Source organism: Amycolatopsis deserti (assembly GCF_014653945.1).
Taxonomy (GTDB): Bacteria; Actinomycetota; Actinomycetes; order Mycobacteriales; family Pseudonocardiaceae; genus Amycolatopsis_E; species Amycolatopsis_E deserti.
Genome location: NZ_BNAU01000004.1, coordinates 102555 through 129267, shown reverse-complemented (window position 1 = coordinate 129267; position 26713 = coordinate 102555). Strand labels below are relative to the sequence as shown.

The 26713-nt window shown below is 72.0% G+C and carries 18 protein-coding genes and 2 pseudogenes; 10 read left to right on the top strand and 10 right to left on the bottom strand.

Annotated elements, in window-relative coordinates; translation table 11 throughout:
* Window positions 1-72 precede the first annotated feature (72 nt).
* Window positions 73-1005 carry an ATP-binding cassette domain-containing protein gene (locus IE290_RS18490; RefSeq protein ID WP_191245887.1) on the top strand — a complete coding sequence of 311 codons (933 nt, stop codon included), beginning with the start codon at window positions 73-75 and terminating at the stop codon, window positions 1003-1005.
* Window positions 1002-1745, top strand: coding sequence for an ABC transporter permease (locus tag IE290_RS18485; protein WP_191245886.1), 744 nt, complete (start codon window positions 1002-1004; stop codon window positions 1743-1745). The genes IE290_RS18490 and IE290_RS18485 overlap by 4 nt, the downstream gene beginning before the upstream one ends.
* On the opposite strand, the gene IE290_RS18480 is transcribed toward IE290_RS18485, so the two are convergent.
* The 4 genes from IE290_RS18480 to IE290_RS18465 all read right to left on the bottom strand — a co-directional run bounded on the left by IE290_RS18480 (window position 1729) and on the right by IE290_RS18465 (window position 7298).
* Window positions 1729-4860, bottom strand: coding sequence for an ATP-binding protein (locus IE290_RS18480; protein WP_191245885.1), 3132 nt, complete (start codon window positions 4858-4860; stop codon window positions 1729-1731). The genes IE290_RS18485 and IE290_RS18480 overlap by 17 nt on opposite strands.
* A gap of 101 nt (window positions 4861-4961) precedes the next feature.
* Complete coding sequence (locus IE290_RS18475; protein ID WP_191245884.1) at window positions 4962-6437, bottom strand: PH domain-containing protein; 1476 nt, start codon at window positions 6435-6437, stop codon at window positions 4962-4964.
* Window positions 6434-6925, bottom strand: a complete 492-nt coding sequence (locus IE290_RS18470; protein ID WP_229874586.1) for a PH domain-containing protein — start codon at window positions 6923-6925, stop codon at window positions 6434-6436. Before IE290_RS18470 ends, IE290_RS18475 begins: the two co-directional genes overlap by 4 nt.
* Before the next feature lie 16 nt (window positions 6926-6941).
* Window positions 6942-7298 (bottom strand): ArsR/SmtB family transcription factor, encoded by a 357-nt coding sequence (locus tag IE290_RS18465; protein WP_191245883.1) that lies wholly within the window; start codon window positions 7296-7298, stop codon window positions 6942-6944.
* Between the two features lie 71 nt (window positions 7299-7369).
* On the opposite strand from IE290_RS18465, the gene IE290_RS18460 reads away from it, so the two are divergent.
* Window positions 7370-9169 carry a heavy metal translocating P-type ATPase gene (locus tag IE290_RS18460; protein ID WP_191246305.1) on the top strand — a complete coding sequence of 600 codons (1800 nt, stop codon included), beginning with the start codon at window positions 7370-7372 and terminating at the stop codon, window positions 9167-9169.
* A gap of 4 nt (window positions 9170-9173) precedes the next feature.
* On the opposite strand, the gene IE290_RS18455 is transcribed toward IE290_RS18460, so the two are convergent.
* Window positions 9174-9740, bottom strand: a complete 567-nt coding sequence (locus IE290_RS18455; protein ID WP_191245882.1) for a TetR/AcrR family transcriptional regulator — start codon at window positions 9738-9740, stop codon at window positions 9174-9176.
* The gene (locus tag IE290_RS18450) at window positions 9713-10522 is read right to left on the bottom strand and encodes an SGNH/GDSL hydrolase family protein (protein ID WP_191245881.1); all 810 of its coding nucleotides are present in this window, start codon (window positions 10520-10522) and stop codon (window positions 9713-9715) included. The genes IE290_RS18455 and IE290_RS18450 overlap by 28 nt, the downstream gene beginning before the upstream one ends.
* 141 nt (window positions 10523-10663) lie before the next feature.
* On the opposite strand from IE290_RS18450, the pseudogene IE290_RS18445 reads away from it, so the two are divergent.
* Window positions 10664-11406: pseudogene (locus tag IE290_RS18445) on the top strand (SDR family oxidoreductase).
* Window positions 11400-12320: an RNA polymerase sigma-70 factor gene (locus IE290_RS18440; RefSeq protein ID WP_229874585.1), complete on the top strand. Its 921-nt coding sequence runs from the start codon at window positions 11400-11402 to the stop codon at window positions 12318-12320. Before IE290_RS18445 ends, IE290_RS18440 begins: the two are co-directional and overlap by 7 nt.
* 684 nt (window positions 12321-13004) lie before the next feature.
* Here IE290_RS18440 and IE290_RS18435 read toward each other — a convergent pair.
* Together IE290_RS18435 and IE290_RS18430 are read right to left on the bottom strand one after the other, a co-directional pair.
* The gene (locus tag IE290_RS18435; RefSeq protein ID WP_191245880.1) at window positions 13005-14576 is read right to left on the bottom strand and encodes a beta-N-acetylhexosaminidase; all 1572 of its coding nucleotides are present in this window, start codon (window positions 14574-14576) and stop codon (window positions 13005-13007) included.
* A 241-nt stretch (window positions 14577-14817) separates the two neighbouring features.
* A complete protein-coding gene (locus IE290_RS18430) occupies window positions 14818-16731 on the bottom strand; it encodes a propionyl-CoA synthetase (RefSeq protein ID WP_191246303.1) in 1914 nt (637 codons plus the stop codon).
* A 1277-nt stretch (window positions 16732-18008) separates the two neighbouring features.
* On the opposite strand from IE290_RS18430, the gene IE290_RS18425 reads away from it, so the two are divergent.
* Window positions 18009-19724, top strand: coding sequence for a serine/threonine-protein kinase (locus IE290_RS18425; protein ID WP_191245879.1), 1716 nt, complete (start codon window positions 18009-18011; stop codon window positions 19722-19724).
* Between the two features lie 543 nt (window positions 19725-20267).
* Here the strand turns inward: IE290_RS18425 and IE290_RS18420 are convergent.
* Together IE290_RS18420 and IE290_RS18415 are read right to left on the bottom strand one after the other, a co-directional pair.
* Window positions 20268-20915 (bottom strand): class I SAM-dependent DNA methyltransferase, encoded by a 648-nt coding sequence (locus IE290_RS18420; protein WP_191245878.1) that lies wholly within the window; start codon window positions 20913-20915, stop codon window positions 20268-20270.
* Window positions 20912-22459 (bottom strand): annotated as a pseudogene (locus tag IE290_RS18415) (dolichyl-phosphate-mannose--protein mannosyltransferase). Before IE290_RS18415 ends, IE290_RS18420 begins: the two are co-directional and overlap by 4 nt.
* 64 nt (window positions 22460-22523) lie before the next feature.
* Here IE290_RS18415 and rsmI point away from each other — a divergent pair.
* The 4 genes from rsmI (at window position 22524) to IE290_RS18395 (ending at window position 26713) form a co-directional block, all read left to right on the top strand.
* Window positions 22524-23351 (top strand): 16S rRNA (cytidine(1402)-2'-O)-methyltransferase, encoded by an 828-nt coding sequence (rsmI, locus tag IE290_RS18410; RefSeq protein ID WP_191245877.1) that lies wholly within the window; start codon window positions 22524-22526, stop codon window positions 23349-23351.
* A gap of 726 nt (window positions 23352-24077) precedes the next feature.
* Window positions 24078-24716, top strand: a complete 639-nt coding sequence (locus tag IE290_RS18405) for a DUF1989 domain-containing protein (RefSeq protein ID WP_191245876.1) — start codon at window positions 24078-24080, stop codon at window positions 24714-24716.
* 5 nt (window positions 24717-24721) lie between these two features.
* Entirely contained in the window at window positions 24722-25324 is a 603-nt protein-coding gene (locus tag IE290_RS18400; RefSeq protein WP_191245875.1) for a flavin reductase family protein, read from the top strand.
* Between the two features lie 39 nt (window positions 25325-25363).
* On the top strand, window positions 25364-26713 hold the full coding sequence (locus tag IE290_RS18395) for an MFS transporter (protein WP_191245874.1): 1350 nt from the start codon (window positions 25364-25366) through the stop codon (window positions 26711-26713).

Below are 26713 nucleotides of genomic sequence, written 5' to 3'. Positions count from 1 at the left end.
CTTCCGCCGGTGTCAGGACCGGTGTCAGGGCGGGGACAGGGTGGTGTCAGCGCGCGCCCCGACAGTGGTCCCATGACAGACGCGATCACCGCTTCCGGGCTCCGGAAGGCCTACCAAGACAAAGTCGTGCTCGACGGCATCGATCTGAACGTCCGGGCGGGCACCATCTTCTCCCTGCTCGGCCCCAACGGCGCCGGCAAGACCACGACCGTCAACGTGCTGACCACGCTCATCAAGGCCGACGGCGGCACCGTCCGCGTCGCCGGGCACGACATCGCCACCGAGGCCAAGGCGGTGCGCGCCGCGATCGGCGTCACCGGCCAGTTCGCCGCCGTGGACGACCTGCTGACCGGCCAGGAGAACCTGCAGCTGATGGTCGACCTCAACCGCGCGAAGGGCGGCAAGCGGATCGTCGCGGACCTGCTGGAGCGCTTCGACCTGGTCGAATCGGCCCGGAAGCCCGCGTCGACCTACTCCGGCGGGATGCGCCGCAAGCTGGACCTGGCGATGACGCTCATCGGCAACCCGCGGATCATCTTCCTGGACGAGCCGACGACCGGTCTGGACCCGCGCAGCCGCCGCACCATGTGGGACATCATCCGCGACCTGGTGGCCGACGGCGTGACCATCTTCCTCACCACCCAGTACCTCGAGGAGGCCGACCAGCTCGCCGACCGCGTCGCGGTCCTGGACAAGGGCCGCCTGGTCGCCCAGGGCACGCCCGACGAGCTCAAGCGGCAGATCCCCGGCACCCACGTCCGGTTCCGGTTCACCACGGCCGACGAGCTCGACTCGGCCGCGCGGATCTTCCCCGGCTCCAGCCGCGACGACGACGCCCTGACGCTGCGGGTGCCCAGCGACGGCGGCACGAAGTCGCTGCGGTCCCTGCTCGACCGGCTCGACGAGTACTCGCTCAGCGCCGAAACCTTCACCGTCCACACGCCGGACCTCGATGACGTCTTCCTCGCCCTCACGGGCCACACCACGGAGGTGGTCGCGAAATGAACTCCCACTCGCTCGTCATGTTGCGCCGCAACTTCAAGCACATCGCCCGCAACCCGGTCACCGTCTTCAACGCGGTCCTGATGCCGGTCGTGGTCATGGTGATGTTCGTGTACATGCTCGGCGACGCGTTCAGCGTCGGTGTCGACTACGTCGACTACGCGACGCCCGGCCTGATGCTGATGGCCGTCTGCTACGGACTCGGGGGCGTCGCGACGGCGGTGAGCTCGGACATGACCAAGGGCATCATCAACCGGTTCAAGGTCATGGACGTCTCCCGCGGCGCGGTGCTGAACGGCCACGTCATCGCCAGCGTGCTGACCAACCTGCTCGCCATCGCGGCACTCGTCGGCGTGGCGTTCCTGCTCGGGTTCAGCCCGTCGGCGAGCTTCCTCGACTGGCTCGGCGTGCTCGGCGTCGTCGTCCTGCTCGGTCTCGCGACCGGCTGGCTGACCGTCGCTCTGGGCCTGGCGGCGAAGTCGGTGGAAACCGCGGGCATGGCGTCGGTGCCGCTGGTGATGCTGCCCTTCTTCAGCAGCGCGATCGTGCCGGCCGAAAAGATGGGGCCTGGCCTGCGGGAGTTCGCCGAGTACCAGCCCTTCACGCCGATCATCGAAACCCTGCGCGGGCTGCTGAGCGGTGGGCCCGCCACCGGTGACCTGATCGCCGCCCTCGCCTGGTGCGTCGGGATCGCCCTCGTCGGCTACCTGTGGGCGTCCGCCACGTTCAAGAAGCGAGCGTGACCGCGACCAACTCGCGCCAGTCCGCGTCCCGCCCCTCGCCAGTCGCCTCGGTGAACCGCGTGTCACCGAGGCGACTTCGCGTTGCCTGCTCGATCCGCGCCACGTCCGGCTGGGCGCGGTCCAGCAGGCCGCGCAGGCCGGTGCTCGCCCCGAGCAGCCGCGCGGCCCGCTCGGGCTGGTCGTCGCGCAGCGCGAAGTCGGCGACCCCGACCAGCACCTGGGCGATCATGAGCGGGTGCCCCGGCTCGGACGCCGCCTCGACGGCCGCGCGGCGGTGCTTCCGGGCCTCGCCGAGATCCTCGGCGAGGTAGCCGAGCAGGTCGTGCCACACGGCGCGGTGGTTCGGCCGCTCGGCGTCCTCGCCCAGCAACTCCATCGCGACGTCGAGCTCCCGGCGGGCCTGCTCGGCGTCACCGCGCCAGCGCGCGAGTTCCGCTTTCGCCAGCGCCAGCTCGGCCAGCGCTTCCGGCCAGGCCACCCGGTCCGCGTACTGCTGCGCCTCGGCCATGGCGGCCGCGCTCCGCTCCGCATCGCCCAGGAACCAGTACAGCTGCGCCTGCCGCGACCGCATCCGCACGACGTCCTCGATGGCGCCGACCTCGGTGACGACCACGATCGCCTGTTCGTAGTGCTCACAGGCCCGGGCGAACTCGCCGCGCGTGGCGATCCGCTCCGCCAGCTCGGTCAGGGCGAACGAAATCCCCCACCGTTCGCCGAGCGCGCGGAATTCGTTGAGGGCCGCCTCCAAGTAGGTGTCGGCGTCCCAGCCGCCGTGGCCGAGCTGGACCCGCATCTTGCCCAGCTGCAGCCGGGCCAGGGCACGCACCCACGGGTCGTCGTCGGTGAGCTGGGGCTCGAACGCGGTCAGCATCGCGTCGGCGCCCTCCAGCAGGCGTTCCATCGCGCCGGCGAACCTCATCGACGGGTGCTGGTTGCGCACCCGCAGGCTGATCTCGTACGCCTTGTGGATCCACTCCACCGCGTTGAACTGGTCGCTGCCCCGGCCGGACGTCATGAACCCGGAGACGAACGCGTACACCACGCCCCGGATCTCGTCGTCCACCTCCCCGGGCAGCGTGGTGGCGGCCAGGATCAGCTCGTTGCCCTCCGCCTTGTGCCCGGCGAGCCACCAGTACCAGCCCGCGGCGGCGGCGAGCCGCATCGCCCCGGCCGCCTCCCCGGCCGCGAGCGCGCCACGCATCGCCGCGGCGATGTTGTCGTGCTCGGCCTCGAGCACCGCCAGCCATTCCAGCTGCTCGGCGCGGCGGAGGTGCGGCTCCGCGGTTTCGGCGAGTTCGGTGAAGTACGCCAGGTGCGCGCGGCGCGTGGAATCGTTTTCCCCCGCCTCCGCGAGGCGCTGGTCGGCGTACTCCTTGATCGTGCCGAGCATCCGGTAGCGCGGCGCGCCCTCGCCCTCGGCGACCACCAGCGATTTCTCGCTCAGCGCGGTCAGCAGCTCGAGGACCTCCCACGACTCGATGGCGTCGTCGGAGCAGACCCGCTCGGCCGCTTCCAGGCTCGCGCCGCCGGAGAACACCGAGAGCCTGCGCAGCACCGTCCGTTCGGCGTCGCTGAGCAGTTCCCAGCTCCAGTCGATCAGGGCCCGCAGCGTCCGTTGTCGCGGCAGCGCGGTGCGGCTGCCGCCGGTGAGCAGGCGGAACCGGTCGTCCAGGCGGTTGGCCAGCTGGTCCAGCGACATCGTGCGCAACCTGGCCGCGGCGAGTTCGATGGCCAGCGGGATCCCGTCCACCGCGCGGCAGATGCGCGCCATGGTCGCCAGGGTCCCGGCGTCGTCCGGGAGGTCCTTGCGCACCGCGCCGGCCCGGTCCCGCAGCAGCTGGACGGCGGGAGCGGATTCGATCTTGCCCGGGTCGGCGTCCTCGGCGGGCAGGGCCAGCGGCGCGACCGGCCAGAGCGCTTCCCCGGTGATGCCGAGGGGTTCCCTGCTGGTGGCGAGGATCCGCAGCCGGCGACACTCGCCGAGCACCCGGTGGGCGAACTTCGCCGCGGACTCGATCACGTGCTCGCAGTTGTCCAGCACCAGCAGCACCGCCCGCTCGCGGAGCGCGGCGACGACCCGGTCGGCCGGGTCCGCGTCCGGCGCGTCGCCGAGCAGCGCGTCACGCAGCTTGAGCGCGGCGAGCGTGGCCTGCGCGACGTCCCCGTCCGGGCCGAGCGGGGCGAGTTCCACCAGCCAGGCCCCGTCCGGCAGGTCACCGAGCAACGTGCGCGTGGTTTCCGCGGCCAGCCGGGTCTTCCCGGCGCCGCCCGGGCCGATCAGGGTGGTGAGCCGGTGCTCGGCGACCAGTTCGCGGACCGCGGCGACATCGGCGTCCTTGCCGACGAAACTGGTCAGCTCGGCGCGCAGGTTGGTCTTCTGCTTCTCCGCCGGCCGCTCCACCTCGCCCCGCAGCAGCGCGACGTGCAGCGCGGAGAGCTCCGGCGACGGGTCGACGCCCAGCTCGTCGGCCAGGGTTTCCCTCGTCCGCTCGTACACCCGCAGCGCGTCGGTGTCGCGGCCGGTCGCGACGAGGGCACGCATCAGCGCGGCGACGAGCCGTTCGCGCACCGGGTGCGCGGCCACCAGGTCGGTCAGCTCGGTGACCAGGCCGGCGGCGTTGCCGAGGCGGATCTCGGCGTCGAACCGGTCCTCCAGCGCGGCCAGCCGCAGGCCCTCGAGCCGGGTGATCGCCCCGTCGAAGGCGCCGCTGTCCGGCAGGCCGACGTCCTGCATGGCCGGACCGCGCCACAACGCGAGGGCCTCACGCAGCCGCTGCGGCTCGTCGTCCGCGCGGGCCTTGGCGACGAGGCGTTCGAACTTGACCGCGTCGACGTCGTCGGGCTCGATCCGCAGCCGGTAGCCGTCCGGCTGCCCCTCGACCAGTCCGGCGGGCAACGCCTTGCGGAGGCGGGAGACCAGGCGTTGCAGGGCGTTGGCCGCGTCCGCGGGGGGCTGCTCACCCCAGATCCAGTCGATGAGCGCCGCCTTGGGCACGACCCGGCCGGCTTGCAGCGCGAGGGCAACCACCAGCCCGCGCAGCCGGGCGCCCGGCACGTCGGCGAGGGCGCCGTCGTCCGTGCGCACTTCGAAGGGGCCAAGCATCCCGACCTGCACCCGGCCGATTCTGCCAGTTGATCGACGCGTGGCGCTGTCCGCTCGAGCAGATCAGCGCAAGGAGCTGCACGGCCTGCCGCACCTCGCTCGGTGTGCTCCGGTTAGCGGCGGAGATCCCGGACGGGCTCGGCGACTGACCGGATGAGGAACGGCTCCAGCAGACCGGGTTCGGCGGCGTCGGCGAGGGCGATGGCTTCGGCCGCCGGGATGTCGACGCCGGTGTAGTGCTGCCGGCCCGCGGCGGTGGTCGCGGTCAGCGAGATCAGCCCGGCCCGCCGCTGGAAGAACGACCGGTGGAACACCCAGCCGATCACCCCCTCGGCCGACAGCACCTGCCGCCGCCGCACCAGGCTGCCCTGCCGGAACACCAGCTTGCCGTCCCGCAGCGCGTGCCCCAGGTTGCGGTAGCGGTCCTCGGCCAGCAGCGCGCCGGCCGGGAACAGCGCCAGCGCGACCTGCCACAGCCACGCCGGCCAGTCCGCGAGCCACCACAGCAGCACGAACAACCCGGTGACAGCGGCGGCGAACAGGAACGCCCGCGTGTAGCGCCTCAGGTGGGCCCGCGGACCGTGCCGGATCAGCTCGGCGGAGGCCGCCGCGGGATCCTCGAGCACGTCGCCCGCCACCCGGTGCGCCACCGCGCGCGGCGCGGGCGGCAGCAGCACGGAACTGCTGTGCTCACCACGCAACCCGGTGGTGATCGCCGAGCACCGGGCACCGCGGGCCGCCCGCAGCAGCAGCGGCTCGCTGATCTCGGCCCCGCGCAGGCGGCGCAGTTCGATCGTCGTCTGGCGGGTGGTCAGCAGGCCGCGCGTCACGCGCAGCGTGCCTTCGCCGCGGGCGAGCCGGAAGTTCCAGAACGCCAGGACGTAGGCGATCACCGACAGCACGGACACCAGCACCGCGGTCAGCACCACCAGCCCGGCCACGATCACCCACACCGGCGCCGAGGCGACCTGGCCGATCAACGACTGCAGCGTCCCGAAGTCGTCCTCGTCGATCTGCACCTCGTTGAACAGGTTCGCCAGCGACCCGGCCACGACACCGATCGCGGCGATCCCGGACAGCGTGAACGGCCCGAACCGCACCCACGACAGCTGCAACTCGGCCAGCACGTCGACCAGGCCCGCGGACTGCTCGGTGCGCCGGTGCAGCAGTTCTTCCCGCAACCGCGCGGCATCCGCGGTCGCCAGGGAGTCCAGCGTGACGCCTGCCGCGCCCTGCCAGTCGCCGCGGCCGGTGCCGATCACCACCCGGCTCAGCCCGAGGATCCGTTGCAGCGGACGGGAAGTCAGGTCGACCGTGCGGATCCGGTCGCGCGGCACGGACAGCTCCTTGCGGCTGAGCAGCCCGCGCCGCACCCGCACGTGCTCGGCGGTGATCTGGTAGGTCGTGGTGAACCAGCGCAGCAGCCCGGCCGCGATCGCCAGGCCGAGGCCGACGAGGCTCCAGATCTGCCCCTGGCCGCCGCGGCCGATGAACAGCACGCCGATCAGCACCGGCAGCAGCCGCACGACCTCCTGCACCGGGTGGACCGCGAGCATGCGGGCGCTGAGCCGGTGCCAGTCCTCGCTCACGTCGCGTCCCCCGGCGTGGCCTGCGTGAGCGTGGCGAGTTCCTGGGTCAGCCGCTGCGCGACCTCGTAGTCCAGGCCGTGGATCTGGACCGGGCCACGCGCCGACGCCGTGGTGACGGTCAAGTTCGCCAGCCCGAACAGCCGCTCCAGCGGGCCGCGCTCGGTGTCGACGGTCTGGATCCGCGACACCGGCGCGATGCGGCGCTCCTGGTCGATCCAGCCGGACTGCGTGTAGACGACCTGGGGCGTGGTCTCCCAGCGGTGCACGCGGAAGCGCCACTGCGGCATGACGGCCAGGTGCGCGACCGCGAGCACCCCGGCCACGACGAGGGCGACGACCAGCGGGAACCAGCCGGTCAGCGCGAGCCACACCCCGCCGCCGGCGAGCACGACGACCCAGCCGATCGCCGCGCGCGTGGCCCAGAACAGCACGGCCTTGCGGCTGACCAGGTTCGCGGGCGGGCGCAGATCCACCACGGGCGTTGTCACGCCACCACTTTGCCAGTCAGGCGCTCGTGCTGTCCGGAACGCCGAGGCGGAGGTGCTCGATGTGGTAAACGGCCTCGTCGAGCAGCTGGGCGACGTGGTTGTCGTAGAGGCTGTAGACGATGCTGCGGCCGGATCGCTGCCCGGTGACCAGGCCGAGGTTGCGCAGCAGCCGGAGCTGGTGGCTCACCGCGGACTGCTCCATCCCGACCGCCTCGGCCAGCTCGCCGACCGCGCACGGCCCCTGCCGCAGCCGGGTCAGCATCAGCAGGCGGCTCGGCGTGGCCAGCGCCTGCAGGGTCGCGGCGACGGTCGCCGCGCTCTGGGCGTCCAGCGACGCCGCCGGCCTGTCCTTGCCGTTGACTCCGTGACCCACGAGACGATTCTAGTCGAAGAACACATGTAGACGTCTTCATGTGTTCCGGTATGCTTCGGCTCGTGGTTCAGGTGATCGACAAAGCGACCCCCGTCCGTCCGGTCCGGCGGCTGCTGCTGCCCGAGGTCCGGTGGGCGCTGGCCGCCCTGGTGCTGTTCCTGGCCGGTCTCGCGGCCGACCTCGGCGGTGGCCCGGTGTGGCTGTACTGGGCCCTCTACCTGGGCTGTTACGCGGCCGGCGGGTGGGAGCCGCTGCTCGCCGGGCTGCAGGCGCTGCGGGAGCGGACGCTGGACGTGGACCTGCTGATGGTCGTCGCCGCCGTGGGGGCGGCGGCGATCGGGCAGGTGCTCGACGGCGGCCTGCTGATCGTCATCTTCGCGACCTCCGGCGCGCTGGAGGCCGTCGCGACGCAGCGGACCGCGGATTCGGTGCGCAGCCTGCTCGACCTGGCCGGGGAGGCGGACAGCTACGAGGTCGGCGACGAGTTCGTGGTCCGGCCGGGGGAGCGCATCGGCGGGGACGGCGTCGTGCTGGACGGCGCGAGCGAGGTGGACCAGTCGTCGATCACCGGTGAGTCGATGCCGGTGCCCAAGGCCGTCGGCGACGAGGTGTTCGCCGGCACGCTGAACGGCACCGGGGTGCTGCGGGTCCGGGTCACGCGTGATTCGTCGGACACGGTGCTGGCGCGGATCGTCACGATGGTCGAGGAGGCGTCCGCGACCAAGGCGAAGACGCAGATGTTCATCGAGAAGATCGAGCAGCGCTACTCGGTCTGCGTGGTGGTGGCGACCCTGGCGTTGTTCCTGGTCCCGCTGGCCTTCGGCGCCGGGCTGCAGGAGACGCTGCTGCGCGCGATGACGTTCATGATCGTCGCGTCGCCGTGCGCGGTGGTGCTGGCGACCATGCCGCCGCTGCTGTCGGCCATCGCGAACGCCGGACGGCACGGCGTGCTGGTCAAGTCGGCCGTGGTGCTGGAGCGGCTCGGCACGACCGAGCGGGTCGCGTTCGACAAGACCGGCACCCTGACCGAGGGATCACCGCGGGTGGTCGAGGTCCGTCCACTGGGGATGTCCGAAGAGGACGTTCTGCGGTACGCGGCCGGTGCGGAGCAGTCGAGCGAGCACCCGCTGGGCCGGGCGATCGTGGCGGCCGCGGACCGGGTGCCGGTGGCGCGGGACTTCCGCGCGGAGCCCGGTCGCGGCGTGCATGCGGTGGTCGACGGGCGGCAGGTGTTCGTCGGCCGGGACGACAGCGACGTGGTGCGTGAGGTCGAGGCCGGTGGACGGACCGCGGTGCTCGTGCGGGTCGACGGCGAACCGGCCGGGGTGCTCGGGCTGGCCGACCGCGTGCGCCCGGACGCGCGTGCCGCGGTGGCTGCGTTGGCCGGGACGTCGCCCGTGCTGTTGACCGGGGACAACGCGCAGGCCGCGGCCCGGGTGGCGGCCGAGGTGGGCATCACCGACGTACGGGCCGGGCTGCTGCCGCAGGACAAGGTCGCGGCCGTCCGCGAATTGGGCGAACGGGTCCTGGTGGTCGGCGACGGGGTGAACGACGCGCCCGCACTGGCCGCGGCGAGCACCGGCATCGCCATGGGACGCGCCGGCTCGGACCTGGCGCTGGAGACGGCCGACGCGGTCGTCGTGCGGGACGAACTGACGGCGATCCCCGCGGTCGTCGCGCTGGCCCGCCGCGCGCGCCGGCTCGTGCTGGCCAACCTCGCGATCGCTGCCGCGTTCATCGTCGGGCTGGTGCTGTGGGACCTGTTCGGCGAGCTGCCGCTGCCGCTCGGCGTTGCCGGTCACGAGGGCTCGACGGTGCTGGTGGCGCTGAACGGCTTGCGGCTGCTGCGCGAGAAGGCCTGGCGCGGTTGAGACGTCAGGGGCGCAGGTAGGTGTTGAGCGTGACGGCCAGCGTGTGCTCCACATCGGACGATTCCGCCGCCGAGGGGAGCCCGCCGCGCAGCCACAACGCGGCCAGCCCGTGCAGGGACGCCCACAGCGACGCGGCCAACGGGCGCGAAGCGGTGCCCCGGCGCCAGCCGCCGGCCTGGGCCTGGGTGACCAGGTCCAGGAACTGCTCGAACACCGCGTTGGAGAGCCGGGCCAGTTCGGGTTCACGCACGTCGATCAGGTCCGGCCGGAACATCAGCTCGAACATGGCCGGGTTCGCCAGCGCGAAGTCGAGGTAGCGGCGGCACGCGGTCAGCAGCCGTTGCTGCGGACTGTCGTCGGGCAGGTCGGCCGCCCGGTCGCGCAGCTCCGCGAACCCGGACGCGGCGACCGCGGCGAGCAGTTCGGCCCGCCCGGCGAAGTGCCGCAGGGGCGCGCCGTGCGAGACGCCGGCTTCGCGTGCGATCCGCCGCAGGGTGACGGCCTCGACACCCTCGCTCGTCAGAACGGCGATCGCGCTGTCGATCAGGCGCTGCCGGGGATCGTTTTCCACGACGCCAGCTCGTCGGCGATGACGGGGAGCAGGTCGGGGCGCTTGGGCGCGAAACCGTCGCCGGGGGACCGGCCGGTGAACCAGTTGCGGGTGCGCGTGACCATCACCGGCAGGACTTCGCGCCACACCCAGCCGGCGTGCGCGCGCAGGCCGGGGCGCAGGGGTTCGCCGGGCAAGGGCGCCAGCCAGGCCGGGTCGTAGTCGACGCCCAGGCTGGTGAGCAGGTGCGCGGCCAGGCGGCGGTGTCCGTACTCGGAGAGGTGCAGCCGGTCCGGGCCGAAGTAACGCAGGTCGTGCACGGCTTCTTCGCCCCACAGGTCGACCACTCGGGCGCCGTACTTGGCCGCGGAGGTGTGAATCGCCTCGTTGAGCGCTTCCAGCCGGTGCCGGATGCGCAGCAGGCCGGGCACGCGGCCGGAGACGTCGCTGAGCGTGAAGACGACGACGGTCGGCGTGGCGCGGGTGAGCATGCGGATCGCCGCGTCCACCCGCTTCGCCACGACCTCGGCGCGGTAGGTGCGGGTCATGACGTCGTTGGCGCCGCCGAAGAGGGCGACCAGGTCCGGCTTGAGGTCCAGGGCCGCGGGGATCTGCTCGACGATGATCTGGTCCAGGCGGCGGCCGCGGACGGCCAGGTTGGCGTACCGGAACGAAGGGTCGTCCTGCGCGAGCGTCGCCGCGGCCAGGTCGGCCCAGCCGCGGTAGACGTTGGTCCCCGGGTACGGGTCGTGCAGGCCTTCCGCGCAGCTGTCGCCGAGGACCACGAACCTCTGATAGCCCATTCAGCTCTCCGACATCCGGTGTTCACCTGGTAGACACTGTCTATCAAGATTTGTAGACGGTGTCTACTCGACCGGATGTCACAGGGCGGCCTGCTGTCTCGTCTCGGGTTCCGAGCACACTCGCCGAGCAAGGAGCTGATGATGAGCGAACAGCCGAAGGTCGCGCTGGTCACCGGAGCGAACAAGGGAATCGGCCGCGGGGTGGCCGAGCAACTGGCCGCACTCGGCATGACGGTGTTGATCGGCGCCAGGGACCGGCAGCGCGGCGAGGAGGCGGCCGCGGCGCTGGGCGGGCACGCGGTGACCCTGGACGTCACCGATCCAGCGACGATCGAGCAGGCCGCGCGGCAGGTCGAGGAGCGGTTCTGCCGGCTCGACGTGCTGGTGACAACGCCGGCATCACCGGGTCCGGGCAGGTCAACCCCGAAGACGCGCGCGACCAGATCCCCAGCTCGGTCGACCTGGACATGGTCCGCGCGGTGTTCGAGACCAACGTGTTCGGTGTGATCGCGGTGACCAACGCGATGTTGCCACTGCTGCGGCGGTCGCCGGCGCCGCGCATCGTGAACGTCAGCAGTCACGCCGCCTCGCTGACCTTGACCAGCGACCCGGACGGCCCGTTCGCGGCGCTGGTGCCGTCGGCGGCGTACAGCCCGTCCAAGACCGCTCTGTGCGCGCTGACCGTGCAGTACGCCAACGAGCTGCGCAAGGACGGGATCCTGGTCAACGCGGTCGCCCCCGGTTTCGTCGACACCGACAGCAACAACCACACCGGGTTCCTCACGGTCGCGCAGGGCGCCGCGGTCGTGGTGCGGATGGCGACGCTCGGCCCGGACGGACCCACGGGCGGGTTTTTCGCCGAGGAGGGCCCGATGCCGTGGTGAGCCGTGCCGAGGAGTTCCAGGAGCTGCGGCCGCTGCTGTTCTCCATCGCCTACCGGCTGCTGGGCAGCGTGAGCGAAGCCGAGGACGCGGTGCAGGAAACCTGGCTGCGCTTCGCGGCGTCGCCGGCGCGGCCGGAGTCGGTCAAGGCGTTCCTGTCGGCGACCGTGAGCCGGGTCGCGATCGACGTGTTGCGGTCGGCTCGCGTCCGGCGGGAGGAGTACCTCGGGCCGTGGTTCCCCGAGCCGCTGCTGGCCGATCCGTACCAGGACCCGCAGCGGTCGGCGGAGCTGGCGGACTCGTTGTCGATGGCGGCTCTGCTCCTGTTGGAGCGGCTCAGCCCGTTGGAGCGGGCGGTCTTCGTGCTGCGCGAGGTGTTCGGGTTCGGCTTTCCCGAGATCGCTTCCGCGGTGGGTCGCTCGGAGGCGGCGTGCCGTCAGCTGGCGGTGCGGGCGCGCCGGCACGTGGAGGCGGGCCGGCCGCGGTTCGAAGCCGACCGGGCCAAGCGGGAGGAGCTGGCCGGCCGGTTCCTGGACGCCTTCCGGGAGGGGAACGTCGACGGCTTGACCGAGTTGCTGGCCGCGGACGTCCAGCTGGTCGGCGACGGCGGCGGGAAGGCCCCGCAGTGGGCCGAGCGGTTCACCGGAGCCCAGGCGGTGACCGAGGTCCTGGCGACGCTCATGCCGCTGTTCGCCCGGATCGCCGCGCAGGTCCAGCCGCACCCGGTGAACGCCCAGCCAGGCGCCATCTTCCGCGATCGTGCGGGTGGGGTGATCAGCATCTGGGCGTTCGACATCGCGGACGGTCAGATCCAGAACATCCGCACGGTCAGCAACCCGGAGAAGCTCGGACACCTCGCGCCGGTCGCGGACGCCTGGACAGCCCTCCGAGAAGCCGAACGCGCCGCGGATGCTTGACGGGCTCGCCGCCGGCCGCTCGATCCCGCCGGACCCAGGACTTGCCGCGGCAAGCCCTGGGCAGTGGTCGGCTCTCCAGTTGGCTGAACAGGCCGCCCCGGCGCGCGCCCGGCCCGGCTGAACAGGCCGACCGTCACGCCACCCGGTCCGGCCGAACAAGCACCGTGCCACGCCAAGCCCCGGGCACCCGCCGGCCCTCCAACAGGGCGGCCTTCCCAGCCCGCGGCCCGGCGCTGCCGAACCCCGTCGGGCCCGCGCTGCGGCCTGGTTTCGTCGAACCTGGCCGGGCCCGCGAGCACCCCGCCTCGGGAGCTCGTTGGCCGTCCAGCAAACCGGCCCGGCCTGCCGGGCCAGCGGTCTGGTGCCGCCGAACCCGGCCAGGCCTGCAGGCGTGCCCCGCCCCAAACACCTGGTGGCCCGCCAGCAACCCGACTACGCCTCCCCGGGCACGCGGCCTGGCGCCGCCGAGCCCGGCGGGGCCCGCGAGCGTGCCCCGCCTCGGGCGCTCGTCGGCCCGCCAGCAACCCGACTACGTCTCCCCGGCTCGCGGCCCGGCCCAGCCAAACTGCGCCGGGCCCGCGAGCCTGCCCCAGCCCAGGCACCTGCCAGCCCACAGGCAACCCGACCAGGCCCCCGCCCCGCAGGCCCGGCGCGACCGAACCGCGCCGGGCTCACGTTCCGGTGCTACCGCCAGTCCACCTGCGGCGAGCGGTAGAAGTCGATCCCCTGGACCTCCCACCGCGGCGCCTGCTTCGCCAGCCGCTCGCGGTAGCCGTTCCAGTCGTGGCTCGCCTTCGGCGACCACCCGATCTCCGCGATCCCCGGCAGCCGCGGGAAGGCCATGAACTCGATGTCGTCGCTGTCGGTCAGCGTCTCCGACCACAACGGCGCCTCGACGCCCGCGATCGACGCCTCACCCACGCCCTGCACCGCCGTCGACGGGTCCCAGTGGTAGGCGTCGGCGACTTCGACGTACCCGGCCCAGTGCAGGCCGAGCGGGCTGTTCTCGTGGTACTGCATGTCGAGGTAGGCCTTGTTCGCCGGCGACATCACGATCTTGTTGCCCGCCGCGGCGGCCGCGGCCGTGGCGGCGTCCACCCCGTCGGTGTCCCAGAACTGCGGAACGGCGCTCGCCGGCAGCCCGGTCTTCGCGATCTCGTGCCAGCCCTGCACCAGCTTGCCGTGCTCCGCGACGATCGGGAGCACCTCGCCCATGAACTTCTGGTAGTCCTCCGGCGTCGTCGCGTGGGCCTCGTCCCCGCCGATGTGCAGGTACCGCCCCGGCGTCAACGCGGCCACCTCGCCGATCACGTCGTCGAGGAACTCGTAGGTGATGTCCTTGTCCACGCACAGCGAGCTGAACCCGACCTCGATGCCGGTGTACAGCGGCGGAGCCACGCCGTCGCAGTTCAGCTCCGCGTACGACGCCAGCGCGGCGTTGGTGTGGCCCGGCATGTCGATCTCCGGGATCACCGTGATGTGCCGGGACGCGGCGTATGCCACGAGGTCTTTGTACTGCTCCTGCGTGTAGTACCCGCCCGGGCCGCCGCCGACCTCGGTGCTGCCGCCGTACGTCGCCAGGCGCGGCCAGCTCTTGATCTCGATCCGCCAGCCCTGATCGTCCGCGAGGTGCAGGTGCAGCCGGTTGATCTTGTACTGCGCGATCTGGTCGATGTACCGCTTCACCTCGTCGACCGAGAAGAAGTGCCGTGCCACGTCGAGCATCGCGCCGCGATAGCCGAACCGCGGGTAGTCCACGATGGTGCCGCCCGGCACGACCCACGGGCCGCGCACGACCTGCCGCGACTCGACCCGCGCGGGCAGCAGCTGGCGCAGCGTCTGCACGCCGGCGAACAGCCCGTCACTGCTGTTCGCGCGCACGGTCACGCCCTTCTTCGTCACCGTGAGCTGGTAGCCCTGGTCGCCGACCTGCGCGGTCGGGCCCAGCTCGAGGGCGATGGACGGCGCCGAGGTGCGCTCCACGACCGGCAGGCGGTAGCCGGTCGACGGGCGGAGCAGGCCCGCGAGGTAGTCGCCGACCTGCCGGGCATCGCGGTCGGCTTCGATCGCGGTGGCGGGGGTCAGCCGGAAGTCGGCCTCGGGGTCGGCGCTCACCGACACTGGAACGGGTATTACGTCCGCCAGAGTACGCGCGCCCGGCTGGTTCGCGGCGGGCTGGCTGGCGAGAGCGGGTTGGGTGAGGGCGGTCAGCGCGAGCGCGGTGGCGCCGAGCAGGCCGGCCAGGGATCTGCGCATGGGTCACTCTCCGCGGGGATCGGGAGCAGGTCTTTAAAGGTATAGACCAGTGCTCCCACCCGCGCAATGCTCCAGTCGCCGTCGCACTGCTCCGGCCGGGTGAATCGCCACGTTCGACTCGATCGGGTGGCGATTTCCCGGCCGGAACGTGCTTTCTGTCGGTGGCCGGGTCTACCTTGTCGGCATGAACATCAACTCACTGCCGAACGTCGTCATTCGTCTGATGTGGACAGTGCGCGGGTCAGCCCTCCCGGAGGATCGTGCGCAGGCTGTCGAGCACCGACGGGTCCTCGATCGTCGAGGGCACCGGCTCGTCGCGGCCTTCCGCGAGTCCGCGCATGGTCTTGCGCAGGATCTTGCCCGATCGCGTCTTCGGCAATGCGTCCACAATAGACACTTGGCGGAACGCCGCCACCGGGCCGATGTCCCGCCGGACGGCGGCGATCAGCTCCGCCTTCAGCGTCTCCTCGTCGACGTCCACACCGGACTTCAGCACCACCAGTCCGCGCGGCAGCTGGCCCTTGAGCGAGTCATGCACGCCGATCACCGCGCACTCGGCCACCGCGGGGTGCGCCGCCAGCACGGCTTCCATCGAGCCGGTCGACAACCGGTGCCCGGCCACGTTGATGACGTCGTCGGTGCGGCCCATGACGAACAGGTACCCGTCCTCGTCGAAGTAGCCCGAGTCGCCGGTGAGGTAGTAGCCCTCGTAACGCGACAGGTACGCCTCCACGTAGCGCTCGTCGTCGCCCCACAGCGTCGGCAGCGTGCCCGGGGGCATCGGCAGCTTGATGCAGATCGCGCCCTCCTGCCCGGCGGGCAGCGGATTCCCGGCCTGATCGAGGATGCGCACGTCGTAGCCCGGCACCGGCACGGTCGCCGAGCCCGGCTTCACCGGCATCGGCTCCAGGCCGCGCGGGTTGGCCGCGATCGGCCAGCCGGTCTCGGTCTGCCACCAGTGGTCGATCACCGGCACGCCCAGCTTGTCCGCGGCCCAGTTCAGGGTCTCCGGGTCGAGCCGTTCCCCGGCCATGAACAGGGTGCGGAAGGCGGACAGGTCGTACTTCGCAAGCTCTGTCGCGTCCGGGTCGACGCGCTTGATCGCCCGCAGCGCGGTCGGGGCGGTGAACAGGGCCTTCGCCTTGTGCTCGCTGATGACGCGCCAGAACGCGCCGGCGTCCGGCGTGCCGACCGGCTTGCCCTCGTACATCACGGTCGTCGCGCCGATCAGCAGCGGCGCGTACACGATGTAGGAGTGGCCGACCACCCAGCCGACGTCGGAGGCGGTCCACCAGATGTCGCCCGGCTGGATGTCGTAGACCGCGTTCATCGAGTACGCCAGCGCGACCGCGTGCCCGCCCGTGTCGCGCACGACACCCTTCGGCTTCCCGGTCGTGCCGGACGTGTACAGGATGTAGAGCGGATCGGTCGCCGCCACCGGCACCGGGTCCACCGGGCTCGCCCCGGCCACCAGGTCCTGCCAGTCGACATCCCGTTCGCCGAGCGTCGCCTGGGCGGCGTCGCGCTGCAGCACCACGATCCGGTCCGGCTGGTGCTCGGTCGTGGCGAGCGCTTCGTCGATGATCGGCTTGTACTCGACCACCCGGTTCGGCTCGATGCCGCAGGACGCCGCGACGATCACCTTGGGCTTGGCGTCCTCGATGCGCGCGGCCAGTTCCTTGGGCGCGAACCCGCCGAACACCACCGAGTGCACGGCGCCGATCCGCGCGCACGCCAGCATCGCGATAGCCGCTTCGGGCACCATCGGCAGGTAGACGATCACCCGGTCGCCCTTGCCGACCCCGAGCGAGCGCAATGCTCCGGCGAAGCGGGCGACCTCGTCGCGCAGCTGGGTGTAGGTGAAGGTGCGCTTGCCGCCGGTCACCGGCGAGTCCCAGATCAGCGCCGGCTGCTCCCCGCGGCCGCGTTCCACGTGCCGGTCCAGGGCGTTGTAGGCGGTGTTCAGCTCCCCGTCCGGGAACCAGCGGAACAGCGGGGCGTTCGACGAGTCCAGCGCTTGGGACGGTTCGCGCGTCCAGTCGATCGCCTTGGCGGCGGCCAGCCAGAACCCCTCCGGATCGGTCAGGCTGCGCTGGTGTTCCTCCGCGTGACGGCCCATGGGGCAGACCTCCTCGTCGTCGAGCTCGTGCCCCACATCATGGCTCAAAACGCCTCCGGTGACCCGGTGCGGCCGCACGCTTTCGTCAGCCGCCCCCGCCTCACCCGGCCGGCGGGGCGCGCGGCCGACCGAAGCGACCAGCAAGCCGGGTCTCGCCCTTCTCCCGCGCCCACGTGTGGCCACTGGCCTGCGGCACTCATCGCCGCCGTCGCCCGCGCTGCGCCGACACGCTCGACCGCGCCACGTATTGCCGCGAAACCGGCAGCTCCGATGGATACGGCTGGGGGTGGCCGCCGATCCACCCCGACGCGTTCCCGCGCAGCTCCGCCGAACCCCTCAACCGCACTCACCTCAAGCAGCCGTCACCGCCCAACCGACCGGCGAGCCGCGCGCCAAGCTGGAGCAATCCGCGATCCTGTTCTCGCCCTCCTCTCGCGCCCGCGTGTGGCCGCTGGCCTGCGGCGCTCATCGCCGCCGTCGCCCGCCCTGGGCCGACACGCTCGACCGCACCACGTATTGCCGCACAGCCGGGAGCTCCGTTGGCCCGCGCGGCACAGACAAGCCCCTCAACCGCGCAACCCTCAAGCAGCTCAAACCACCGCCGCCACACCGCACCCGGCGGCCGACCACCCAGGGGCGTCAGCAATCACACCGAGTACCACACCCAGGTGGTCGGCACGCTCGGTCCGCGACGGCTCGCCCGGCATGCAGGTCGCATCACCGTGCCCGCGTTGCCTGGTGACAGCCGGCCGGCGCCGCGGCCAGCCATCGATCGCCCGGAGCCGGAACCCGTCACCGGCAGCGCCGGTATCGACCCCGCTCGGCGGGCTTGCCGTGGTTCAGCGCTCGCCCACGGCTCAATGGCAGATTTGAACGTCATTCAAACACTCGAAAAGCAGCTTGCCGCCGCTTCCTCGGACGTCGACCTTCGGCTTGGCGCTCGAAACGTTGGCCGAGTCCGCACGGAGTGTGACCAAAGAGGGGGTAGGCGTTGTCACCTCGGCGCGCCCGCGTGAGCTGGGGGCCGACCGCGATGGCCGCGATCGTGCTGGGTGGGCTGACCGGCGTCGTCGCCGTTGGCGCGGCTGGCGCGGTGGTGAGCACTGCCCTGCTGGTGCTGCGGTTCCGGCGGGAGCGGTGGCCCGTCGAGGCGGAGCGGGCCGGCCCGGGTCATCTGGCGGCCGGGGACCTGATGGCCATCACTCCGCCGGGTGGCCGGAACCCGACCGCAACCCGCCCGCGCCCTGCCGCGTCCAAGGTGCGAATAGGGTGGGAGACCGGAAGAAGACCCCGACCACGAAGGGACCCGGGCGGTGAACGCGTTCGCGGACTGGCTGCTGTCCCTCGCGCATGCCCTGTTCAACCCGGGCTTCTGCCCCGGCGACTGGGTGTGGGCCACGGTGGCCGCGGGGGCGTTGACCGCCCTGTTCCCGGTGGCCGGTGCGGTCCTCGTCGCGCTCATGCGGAAGTTCACCGGCAACCGGTACGACACCGGCACGATCGCCGCCATCGGGGTGATCGCGTTCGTGTTCTCGTTCGGGCTGCCGTGGATGGCCTTCAACGGCATCTCGAGCATCTACCGGGCCGCCGCCGTGGGCACGTCGTCGCTGTCCAAGGCGGACCTGGCGACGCTGAACCGCGAGTACTGTTCGTTCATCGGCACCCAGAGCGACTACCTGGGCGGCGGGCAGAACGTCTTCGAAACGATCTTCTACCCGTCCGGCAACGTGCTCGCCTACGGCTACTACCTGGGCGCGCTCGTCGGGCTTCCGGTACTGGCGCTGCTGTTCATGATCCTGCAGGCCCGCACCGCGATGCGCCGCGGTCCGAAGTGGCCGGGCCGCCTGCTGTGGGCCGGGTTCGTGCTGTTCGTGGTGTTCTCGGTGGGCGTGTCGGCCAACGCGGGTGTGTTCCTGTGGCTCGGGTTCCTGCCGATCGCCATGCTCGGGATCATCCCGATCGCGCTGGTCGGGCCGCCGTCGTGGTCGGTGATCAACAAGCCGGAGCGGCCGCGCCCGGAGCCGCGGCGCGAGCCTCCGCCGCAGGTGCCGCCACCGCCTCCGCCGCAGCCGCCCAGGCAGTACACGCCGACCGCGGTCGCGCCGGCGGCGCAGGAACTCGCCGCCGTGCCCGGCCCGGTTCCGGTGCCGCCGGGGTCGACGGCCAACGGTGGCGGCCGGTACCGGCGGATCAAGCGTCTTGGCCACGGCGGGTTCGGCACGGTGTGGCAGGCGGTGGACAACCAGCTGGGCCGCACCGTCGCGCTGAAGATCGCGCACGCGCCGGACCGGGACACCGAGGAGCGCATGCGCCGCGAGGCCCGGGCGCTCGCGATGGTGGACCACCCGAACTGCGTGCGGGTCTACGACTTGGTCGAGGAGCCGGACGGGCTCGCACTGGTCATGGAGTACCTGGAGGGCCAGTCGCTGTCCACCGCGGTGGACACGATGGGCCCGCTCGACGACATCGCGGCGGGCCGCCTCTGGGCGACGATGGCCGGCGCGCTGGCCGCGGCGCACGAGAAGGGCGTGCTGCACCGGGACGTGAAGCCGTCGAACGTGATCCTCGATCCGCAGGGCATGCCGCACCTGATCGACTTCGGCATCGCCCGCAGCCGCGGCGACTCGACGATGACCGCGACCGGGATGATGATCGGCACTCCGGACTTCGTCGCGCCGGAGCAGGCGGCTGGCGCGGCGGCCTCCCCGGCGTCCGACGCGTGGCAGCTGGCGGCAACCGTGAGCTACGCGTTGTCCGGCTACCCGCCGCGAGGCACCCGCGAGACGCCGATGGCCGCCCTGATGGCCGCGGCCCGCGCCGAGCCCGTGTCGAAGCTGCCGCAGCGCTCCGCGCACGCCCGGCTGCTGATCGCCTCGCTCGACAACGAACCCCGCCGCCGCCCGACGCTGCACACGGTGGTCCGGGAAGTGGAGGGCTTCCTGGCGAGGTCCGGCAAGTCGACGGACGGCCCGGTGACGCGCATAGTGCCGCGCCAGGGCGGCACCACCCGGGCGATGCCGCCGCGGTGAGGTACTCGCCAGCGGTGGGGGTTGTGGTTCGGGCTGGGGAGGGTCTGCTGATGTGGATCGTGCGGTGCTTGGGTGGTGTCGCGTGGGCGATGCCGTCGCGGTGAGGTACTCGTCAGCGGTGGGGGTTGTGGTTCGGGCTGGGGAGGGTCTGCTGACGGGGATCGTCAGGTGCTTGGGTGGCGCCGTGTGGGCGATGCTGCCGCGGTGAGGTACTCGCCAGCGGTTGGGGTTCGGGCTGGGAAGGGTCTGCTGACGGGGATCGTCCGGTGCTTGGGCGGCTCCGTGTGGGCGATGCTGCCGCGGTGAGGCACTCGCCAGCGGTGGGGGTTGTGGTTCGGGTTGGGGAGGGTCTGCTGACGGGGATCGTCCGGTGCTTGGGCGGCCCACCCGGGCGACACCCCGCGCTGAGGTACCCCCCAGGGGCGGGGGTTGTGGTCCGGTTGTGGACGGCCCGCTGACGCGGGATCGTTCAGCGCCTGCGCGGCACCACCCGGGCGATGCCGCCCCGTTGCTGATGCGGATTCCCGGGCGCGGCGCCAGACGCTACCGATGAGGCATCGAGGAACGCCGAGTGGTGTTCTTGCGGCCGAGCAGGATCGCCTGCGGGTGTTTCGCACCCTCCAGCTCGACTCGGGCGGCGATGTCGAAACCGGCCCGTTTCAGCAGTTTCGCGACGTGGTCGGGCGGCAGCAGGTAGGCGTCGTAGTCCACCGGGTGGCCGTAGGCCGTCTCGGGCCGCAGTTGCGTGTTGCCGGCGTGGAAGCCCATCACGGCGTGGCCGCCGGGGGCCAGTACGCGGGCGAACTCGCCGAAGACCGTGGGCAGTGCGGCCGGCGGCACGTGGAAGATCGACCACCACGCGACGATCCCGCCGAGGGAACCAGCCTCCACGTCGAGCGCCGTCATCGAGCCCACCTCGAACCGCAGGTGCGGGTACGAGCGACGGGCGATCTCGATCATCCGGGGTGACAAGTCGATCCCGAACGCTTGCGTGCCCAGCTTGGCGAGGTGCGCCGTCACATGCCCCGGGCCGCAGCCGACGTCCGCCACCGGGCCGGTCACCAGCTCGGCGAACGCGCTCAGCATGCCGCGGCCCACCGCGTCCGCCGCGAAACGCGGGCGGACGAACTCGGCGTAGTCCTCCGCGACCCGGTCGTACGACTCCCGCGCGCGGTCCAGGTACCCGGTCATCGCCAGGACGGCAGCCAGAGTTCCGCCTGCCAGCGGGCGTTGCTGATCGGATCACCGTTCAGGATCGGCCACAGCCAGGCGAAGTTCGCCACCACCAGGCCGGCGTACAGGGCCACCACCAGCAGCCCGGTGCCGCGGCGTTCGAAGCCTCGCCGCGCGCTGCCCAGGATCTGGCCCAGCGCGAGCGTCAGCCCGAGCACCAGGAACGGCGCCATCGGCGTGGCGTAGAAGAAGTACATCTGCCGGTCGATGTTGGTGAACCATGGCAGGAACCCGGCGAGGTACCCGACCAGCACCGCGGCGTAGCGCCAGTCGAACCGGAACAGCCACCGCCACAGGCCCCACGCGAGCATCGGGAACGCGAGCCACCACATCGCGGGCGTGCCGATCAGCATCGTTGCCTGGATGCAGTCCGACCCGCCGCACGTGCCGTTGCCCGACTCGTAGTAGTAGAGCATCGGCCGCAGGCCCATCGGCCACGTCCACGGCTTCGACTCCCACGGATGCGGGTCGTTCTTCGGCGTGACCAGGCTTTCGTGGAAGTGCAGCACGTTCATCGAGTAGTCGCCCAGCGACCGCAGCGCGGGCGGCACCCAGCTCCAGAAGCCTGGGTCGATGCCCTGCATCTCGACGTAATGCCGGTCGGTGCCGGACTCGCTCGCGAACCACGCCCACCAGCTCGCCAGGTACATCAGCGCGGGGATGGCGATGATCGCCTACAGCGCTGGCAGCACGTCCCGGCGCAGCGTCCCGACCCACGGCCGCGGCACCCCCGCCGCCCGGCGCGCCGCCACGTCGAACCCGACACACAGCAGCCCGAAGAACGCCATGTAGTACAGGCCCGACCACTTCACCGCGAAAGTCAGGCCCAGGCACACCCCGGCCGCGAACCGCCACCAGCGGAAACCCAGCCGCGGCCCCCACGGCGACTCGTCCGCCCAACCTTCGGTGACCGCCACCGCCAGCCGCCGCCGCACCTGGTCGCGGTCGCACAGCAGGCAGGCGAACGCGGACAGGGCGAACAGGGCGATGAAGATGTCCAGCATGCCCATCCGGGCCTGCAGGAACAGCACGCCGTCGCAGATGACCAGGATCCCCGCGATCCCGCCGAGCAACGTCGACCTGGTCAGCCGCCGCGCGATGCGGATCGTCAGCAGCACGATGATCGTGCCGGCCAGCGCGGCGCTGAACCGCCAGCCCCAGCCGTTGTAGCCGAACATCCACTCGCCCAGCGCGATGAGCTGCTTCGCCAGCGGCGGGTGCACCACCAGCTCGTAACCGGCGTTGTCCTCGAACCCGCCGTTGCGCAGCATCTGCCACGCCTGGGGCACGTAGTGCTTCTCGTCGAAGACCGGGGTGCCCTTGTCGGTGGGGGAGCCGAGGTTCTGGAAGCGGGTGACCGCCGCGACCAGCGTCAGGACGATCGTGACCACCCAGCCGCGCAGCCGGTCGCCGGGCATCGGGCGTCCGAGCAGGGTGGCGGCACGGTCCGTCGGCGGGCGGAGGTGGTCCACCTCATCCGGTCGTGTCAGCAGAGCGGTCACGGGGGTGATCCTAGGGACCCACGGGTGAACTCGGAGTTCCCGCGCGGCTAATAGGGTGAAGGCCATGCCGCTCGTCCTCGCCGCGACCCCCCTCGGTGACTCCCGCGACGCTTCGCCGCGCCTGGTCACCGCACTGGCCGAGGCGGACGTGATCGCCGCCGAAGACACCCGGCGGCTGCGGTCGCTGGCCACCGCGCTGGACGTGACCCCGCGCGGGCGGGTGGTCAGCTTCTACGAGGACGTCGAAACGTCCCGCCTGCCGAAGCTGCTGGAGGCGCTGCGGGCGGGCGAGACGGTCGTGCTGGTCACCGACGCCGGCATGCCCAGCGTGTCCGACCCGGGATATCGGCTGGTCGCGGCGTGCGTGGCGGAGGACCTGCCGGTCACCTGCCTGCCCGGCCCGTCGGCGGTGACGACCGCGCTGGCGCTGTCCGGGCTGCCCAGCGACCGGTTCTGTTTCGAGGGGTTCGCGCCGCGCAAGCCGGGTGAGAAGGGCCGCTGGCTCCGGGAGCTGGCGCACGAGCCGCGGACCGTCGTGTTCTTCGAGTCGCCGCACCGGCTGGCCGCGACGCTGTCGGAGGCCGCGGCGGTCCTCGGTGACGAGCGGCGGGCGGCGGTGTGCCGGGAGCTGACGAAGACGTACGAGGAGGTCCGGCGCGGGACGCTGCCCGAGCTGGCCGAGTGGGCGGCCGAGGGCGTACGCGGCGAGATCACCGTGGTGCTGGAGGGCGCCCGGCCGCGAGCGGTGTCGGTGACGGACCTGGTGGCCGAGGTCTCGGCCCTCGTGGCGGCCGGCGAGCGGCTGAAGTCGGCGGCGGCGGAGGTCGCCGAGGCGGCGGGGGTGTCGAAGAAGGAGCTCTACGACGCGGTGCTGGCGGCGCGGCGCGCTTGACTGGTGGTGCTGGGCGGCCGGTTGTGTGTCTGGGGTGTGTGGCTGCGGGTGGACCGGTGGTTCCGGGCGGCGGGGCGCGCCGCGCTTGGAGTGGCGGGCGTTCGGGCGGCCGGTTGTGTGGCTGCGGGTGACTGGTGGTGCCGGGTGGTCCGGGTGTGCTTCTTGGGTGCGCGGCTGCGGGCGGGCCGGTGGTTCCAGGCGGTGGGGGCGCGCCGCGCTTGAGTGGCTGGGGTTCGGGCGGCCGGTTCTGCGGCTGCGGGTGACTGGTGGTGCTGGGCGGCCGGGTTGGCGTCTGGGGTGTGCGGTTTCGGGTGGGCCGGTGGTTCCAGGCGGCGGGGCGCGCCGCGCTTGAGCTCGGCGGCCGGTGGTGCGGCCGCGGGTGACTGGTGGTGCCGGGCGGCTGTGTTCGCGTCCGGGTGTGCGGCTGCGGGTGAGCCGGTGGTGCCGGGTGGCCGCGGCGCGCGGTGCGCTTGAGTAGTGGTGCCGGGTGGCCGCGGCGCGCGGCGCGCTTGAGAAGTGGCCCTGGGCGGCCGGGGTGCGGGGCGCGCGTGAGTGGTGGTGCCGCGGCCCGGTGCGCGGCCGCCCGGCGCGGCGCGGCCTCGGTGGCCGGCGCGGGGAGGTGTGGCCGCTCCCGCCGAAGTCCATCCCCGCTGAGCAGCGCTGACCGGGCTGGTCCCGGTGAACCGGCACCGTACCTGTTGACCCAACCCCAACGTTTGGGTAAGGATGCTGCCAGTACTTACCCAAACGTTTGTGGAGGCTCCGGTGGACCTTGCAGCGCGCTCCGGTATCGCGATTCGGCTCTCGGCGGGGGAGCACCTCGTCGTGACGAACACGCACGGCCAGCAGGTGGTCGACACCTGGGCGTTGTCGGCGCAGGACACGTCGCGGTTCCTGTCGGCACCCCACACCTGGATGCACACCGGCCGCCTCGTGGTCCGGGCCGGGGACGACCTGGTGGACAACACCCGGCGGCCGCTGTTGTCGTTGTCGGAGGACACCAGCCCCGGCGACCACGATCTGCTCATCCCGAGCTGTGATCTGCCGCGTTACCGGCAGCTCGGCGTGCAGGAGCACCACGACAACTGCCACGACAACTTCTACGCGGCTCTGGCGGCGCTCGGCGTCCCGGCCCCGCAGTTCGTCCCGCAGCCGTTGAACCTGTTCATGCGGGTGCCGATCGCCGCCGACGGGGCGATCTCGATCGAGTCGCCGCGCGCTCGCGCTGGTGACCGCGTCCGGCTCACCGCGGTCGAGGACGTCGTCGTCGTGCTCTCCGCCTGTCCGCAGGACCTGGCACCCACGAACGGCGTGGGACGCACGCCGACCGGCGTGGCCTACGACATCGTCGGGGCCACCGTGTGATGCCGATGATTCCCCTCGATCACCTCGATCCGGCGGAGCTCTTCGCGATGGTGTCGTGGACCATCGCGCCTCGGCCGATCGCCTGGGTCACGTCGGTGAACCCGGCCGGCGACCACAACCTCGCCCCGTTCAGCTTCTTCACCATCGCATCGACCGATCCGCTCATCCTCATGATCGCCATCGAGCCGCGCGAGGACGGCAGCGTCAAGGACACGCTCGGCAACGTCCTGTCGACCCGGCAGTTCGTCGTGCACATCGCCGAGCTCGACCGCCTCCCCGAGGTCGCCCGGAGCGGCGACCCCAGCCCACCCGACTTCGACGAGCTGGCGGACCTGGCCCTGCCCACCAGCGCGGCCACGGTCGTGCGGCCGCCGGTCATCGACGGTTGCGCCGCGGTGTTCGAGTGCGAGCTGCTGACCACCCACCGCCCGGGACTGGAGACCCTGGTCTTCGGGAGAGTCGTCGCCGCGCGGGTCGCCGAACACCTGATCAGCGGGTGTGGTCGCATCGACGTCGCTGCCCTGCGTCCCCTCGGCCGCATCGGCAACGTCTTCACCGCGAGCACCCTCCTCGAGCGGCCCGACCGCCCCGTCGGGACCGCGAGCTGACCCCCGTCCCCACCAACCCCTCAACGGAGAGGAACGCTCATGGCCGGCCATGATGCCCAGTCCTTCATCGACCGCGCTCCGCTCACCCGGTTCCACCTGAAACTGACCCTGTTCTCGGCCGGGGGCCCCTTGCTCGACGGCTACGCGGTCACCATCATCGGGCTCGCGCTGCTGACGCTGGCTCCCGCGCTGCACCTCGACACCACCCAAACCGGTCTCACCGCGGCCGCGGCCCTCGCCGGAATCCTCATCGGCGGGCTGGTGTTCGGGCGCCTGACCGACCGCATCGGCCGCAAGGTCATGTACATCGCGAACCTCGTCGCGCTCAGCGCGGTCTCGATCCTCTGCGCTTTCGTCGTCGACGCGTGGCAACTGATCGTGCTGCGGTTCGTGCTCGGCATCATGATCGGCGCCGACTACCCCATCGCGAGCTCCCTGCTCGCGGAGTTCGTGCCCAGCCGGCACCGCGGTCGTCTCCTCGGGGCGCTGTTCGCCGCGTTCGGCGTCGGGGCCGCACTCGCCGCCGGGGCGGGCTGGGCGCTGTCGGCGCTCGGGCCGGATGCCTGGCGCTGGATGCTCGCCTCGCCCGCCGTCATCGGCGTGGTCACGCTCGTCCTGCGCCTGAACGCACCGGAATCACCGCGCTGGCTGCTCAACCACGGACGGCGCGACGAAGCCGAACGCGTCGTCCGGAAGATCTGGGGTCCGGACGCGCAGGTGGACGAACTGCGCGAGCCCGAAACCGCTCCGGCGACGGCGTTGCTGAACCGGCGCTCGGTGCGGCGCATGGCGTTCGTCAGCGCGTTCTTCATCGCCCATGTCGTCCCGCTCTTCGCTGTCTACAGCTTCGGGCCGACGCTGCTGCACCGGCTCGGCATCGGGACCGATTCCCCCTATCTGCCCGAGGTGATCATCGCGTTGCTGTTCGTGGTGGGCAGCGTGCCCGGGCTGTGGCTGGTGGACCGGATCGGGCGCATCCCGCTGCTGGTCGGCACGTTCGCGATCATGGTCGTCGTCTTCGCGTTCATCGCCTTGGCCCCCACCGCTCCGCCCGGGTTGCTCTTCGCCGCACTGGCGTTGTTCGCGATCGCCTCGGGCGCGTCGAACTTCATCGAGATCATCGTTCCCAACGAACTGTTCCCGACCTCGGTCCGGGCCACGGCCACCGGAATCGTCGTGGCGGTCAGCCGCGTCGGCGCGGCCATCAGCACGTTCCTGCTGCCGACCGTGCTCGCCGGGTTGGGCACCAGTGCGGTCATGTGGTTCCTGGCGGCCGTCAACGCGGCGGGCCTGCTCGGCACGGTCGTGCTCGGGGAGGAGACGATGGGCCGTCCGCTCAGCGCGCTCCCGGCCGGTGCACGGCTTCCCGAGCGCGGCGGACGGGTGTAG

What these genes read in the sequence shown, in the direction of transcription:
- IE290_RS18420 (WP_191245878.1), bottom strand. Translation starts at nt 20,915, where the DNA reads ATGACCGGGTACCTGGACCGCGCGCGGGAGTCGTACGACCGGGTCGCG.
- IE290_RS18395 (WP_191245874.1), top strand. Translation starts at nt 25,364, where the DNA reads ATGGCCGGCCATGATGCCCAGTCCTTCATCGACCGCGCTCCGCTCACC.
- IE290_RS18490 (WP_191245887.1), top strand. Translation starts at nt 73, where the DNA reads ATGACAGACGCGATCACCGCTTCCGGGCTCCGGAAGGCCTACCAAGAC.
- IE290_RS18450 (WP_191245881.1), bottom strand. Translation starts at nt 10,522, where the DNA reads ATGGGCTATCAGAGGTTCGTGGTCCTCGGCGACAGCTGCGCGGAAGGC.
- IE290_RS18400 (WP_191245875.1), top strand. Translation starts at nt 24,722, where the DNA reads ATGATTCCCCTCGATCACCTCGATCCGGCGGAGCTCTTCGCGATGGTG.
- rsmI (WP_191245877.1), top strand. Translation starts at nt 22,524, where the DNA reads ATGCCGCTCGTCCTCGCCGCGACCCCCCTCGGTGACTCCCGCGACGCT.
- IE290_RS18405 (WP_191245876.1), top strand. Translation starts at nt 24,078, where the DNA reads ATGCTGCCAGTACTTACCCAAACGTTTGTGGAGGCTCCGGTGGACCTT.
- IE290_RS18435 (WP_191245880.1), bottom strand. Translation starts at nt 14,576, where the DNA reads ATGCGCAGATCCCTGGCCGGCCTGCTCGGCGCCACCGCGCTCGCGCTG.
- IE290_RS18485 (WP_191245886.1), top strand. Translation starts at nt 1,002, where the DNA reads ATGAACTCCCACTCGCTCGTCATGTTGCGCCGCAACTTCAAGCACATC.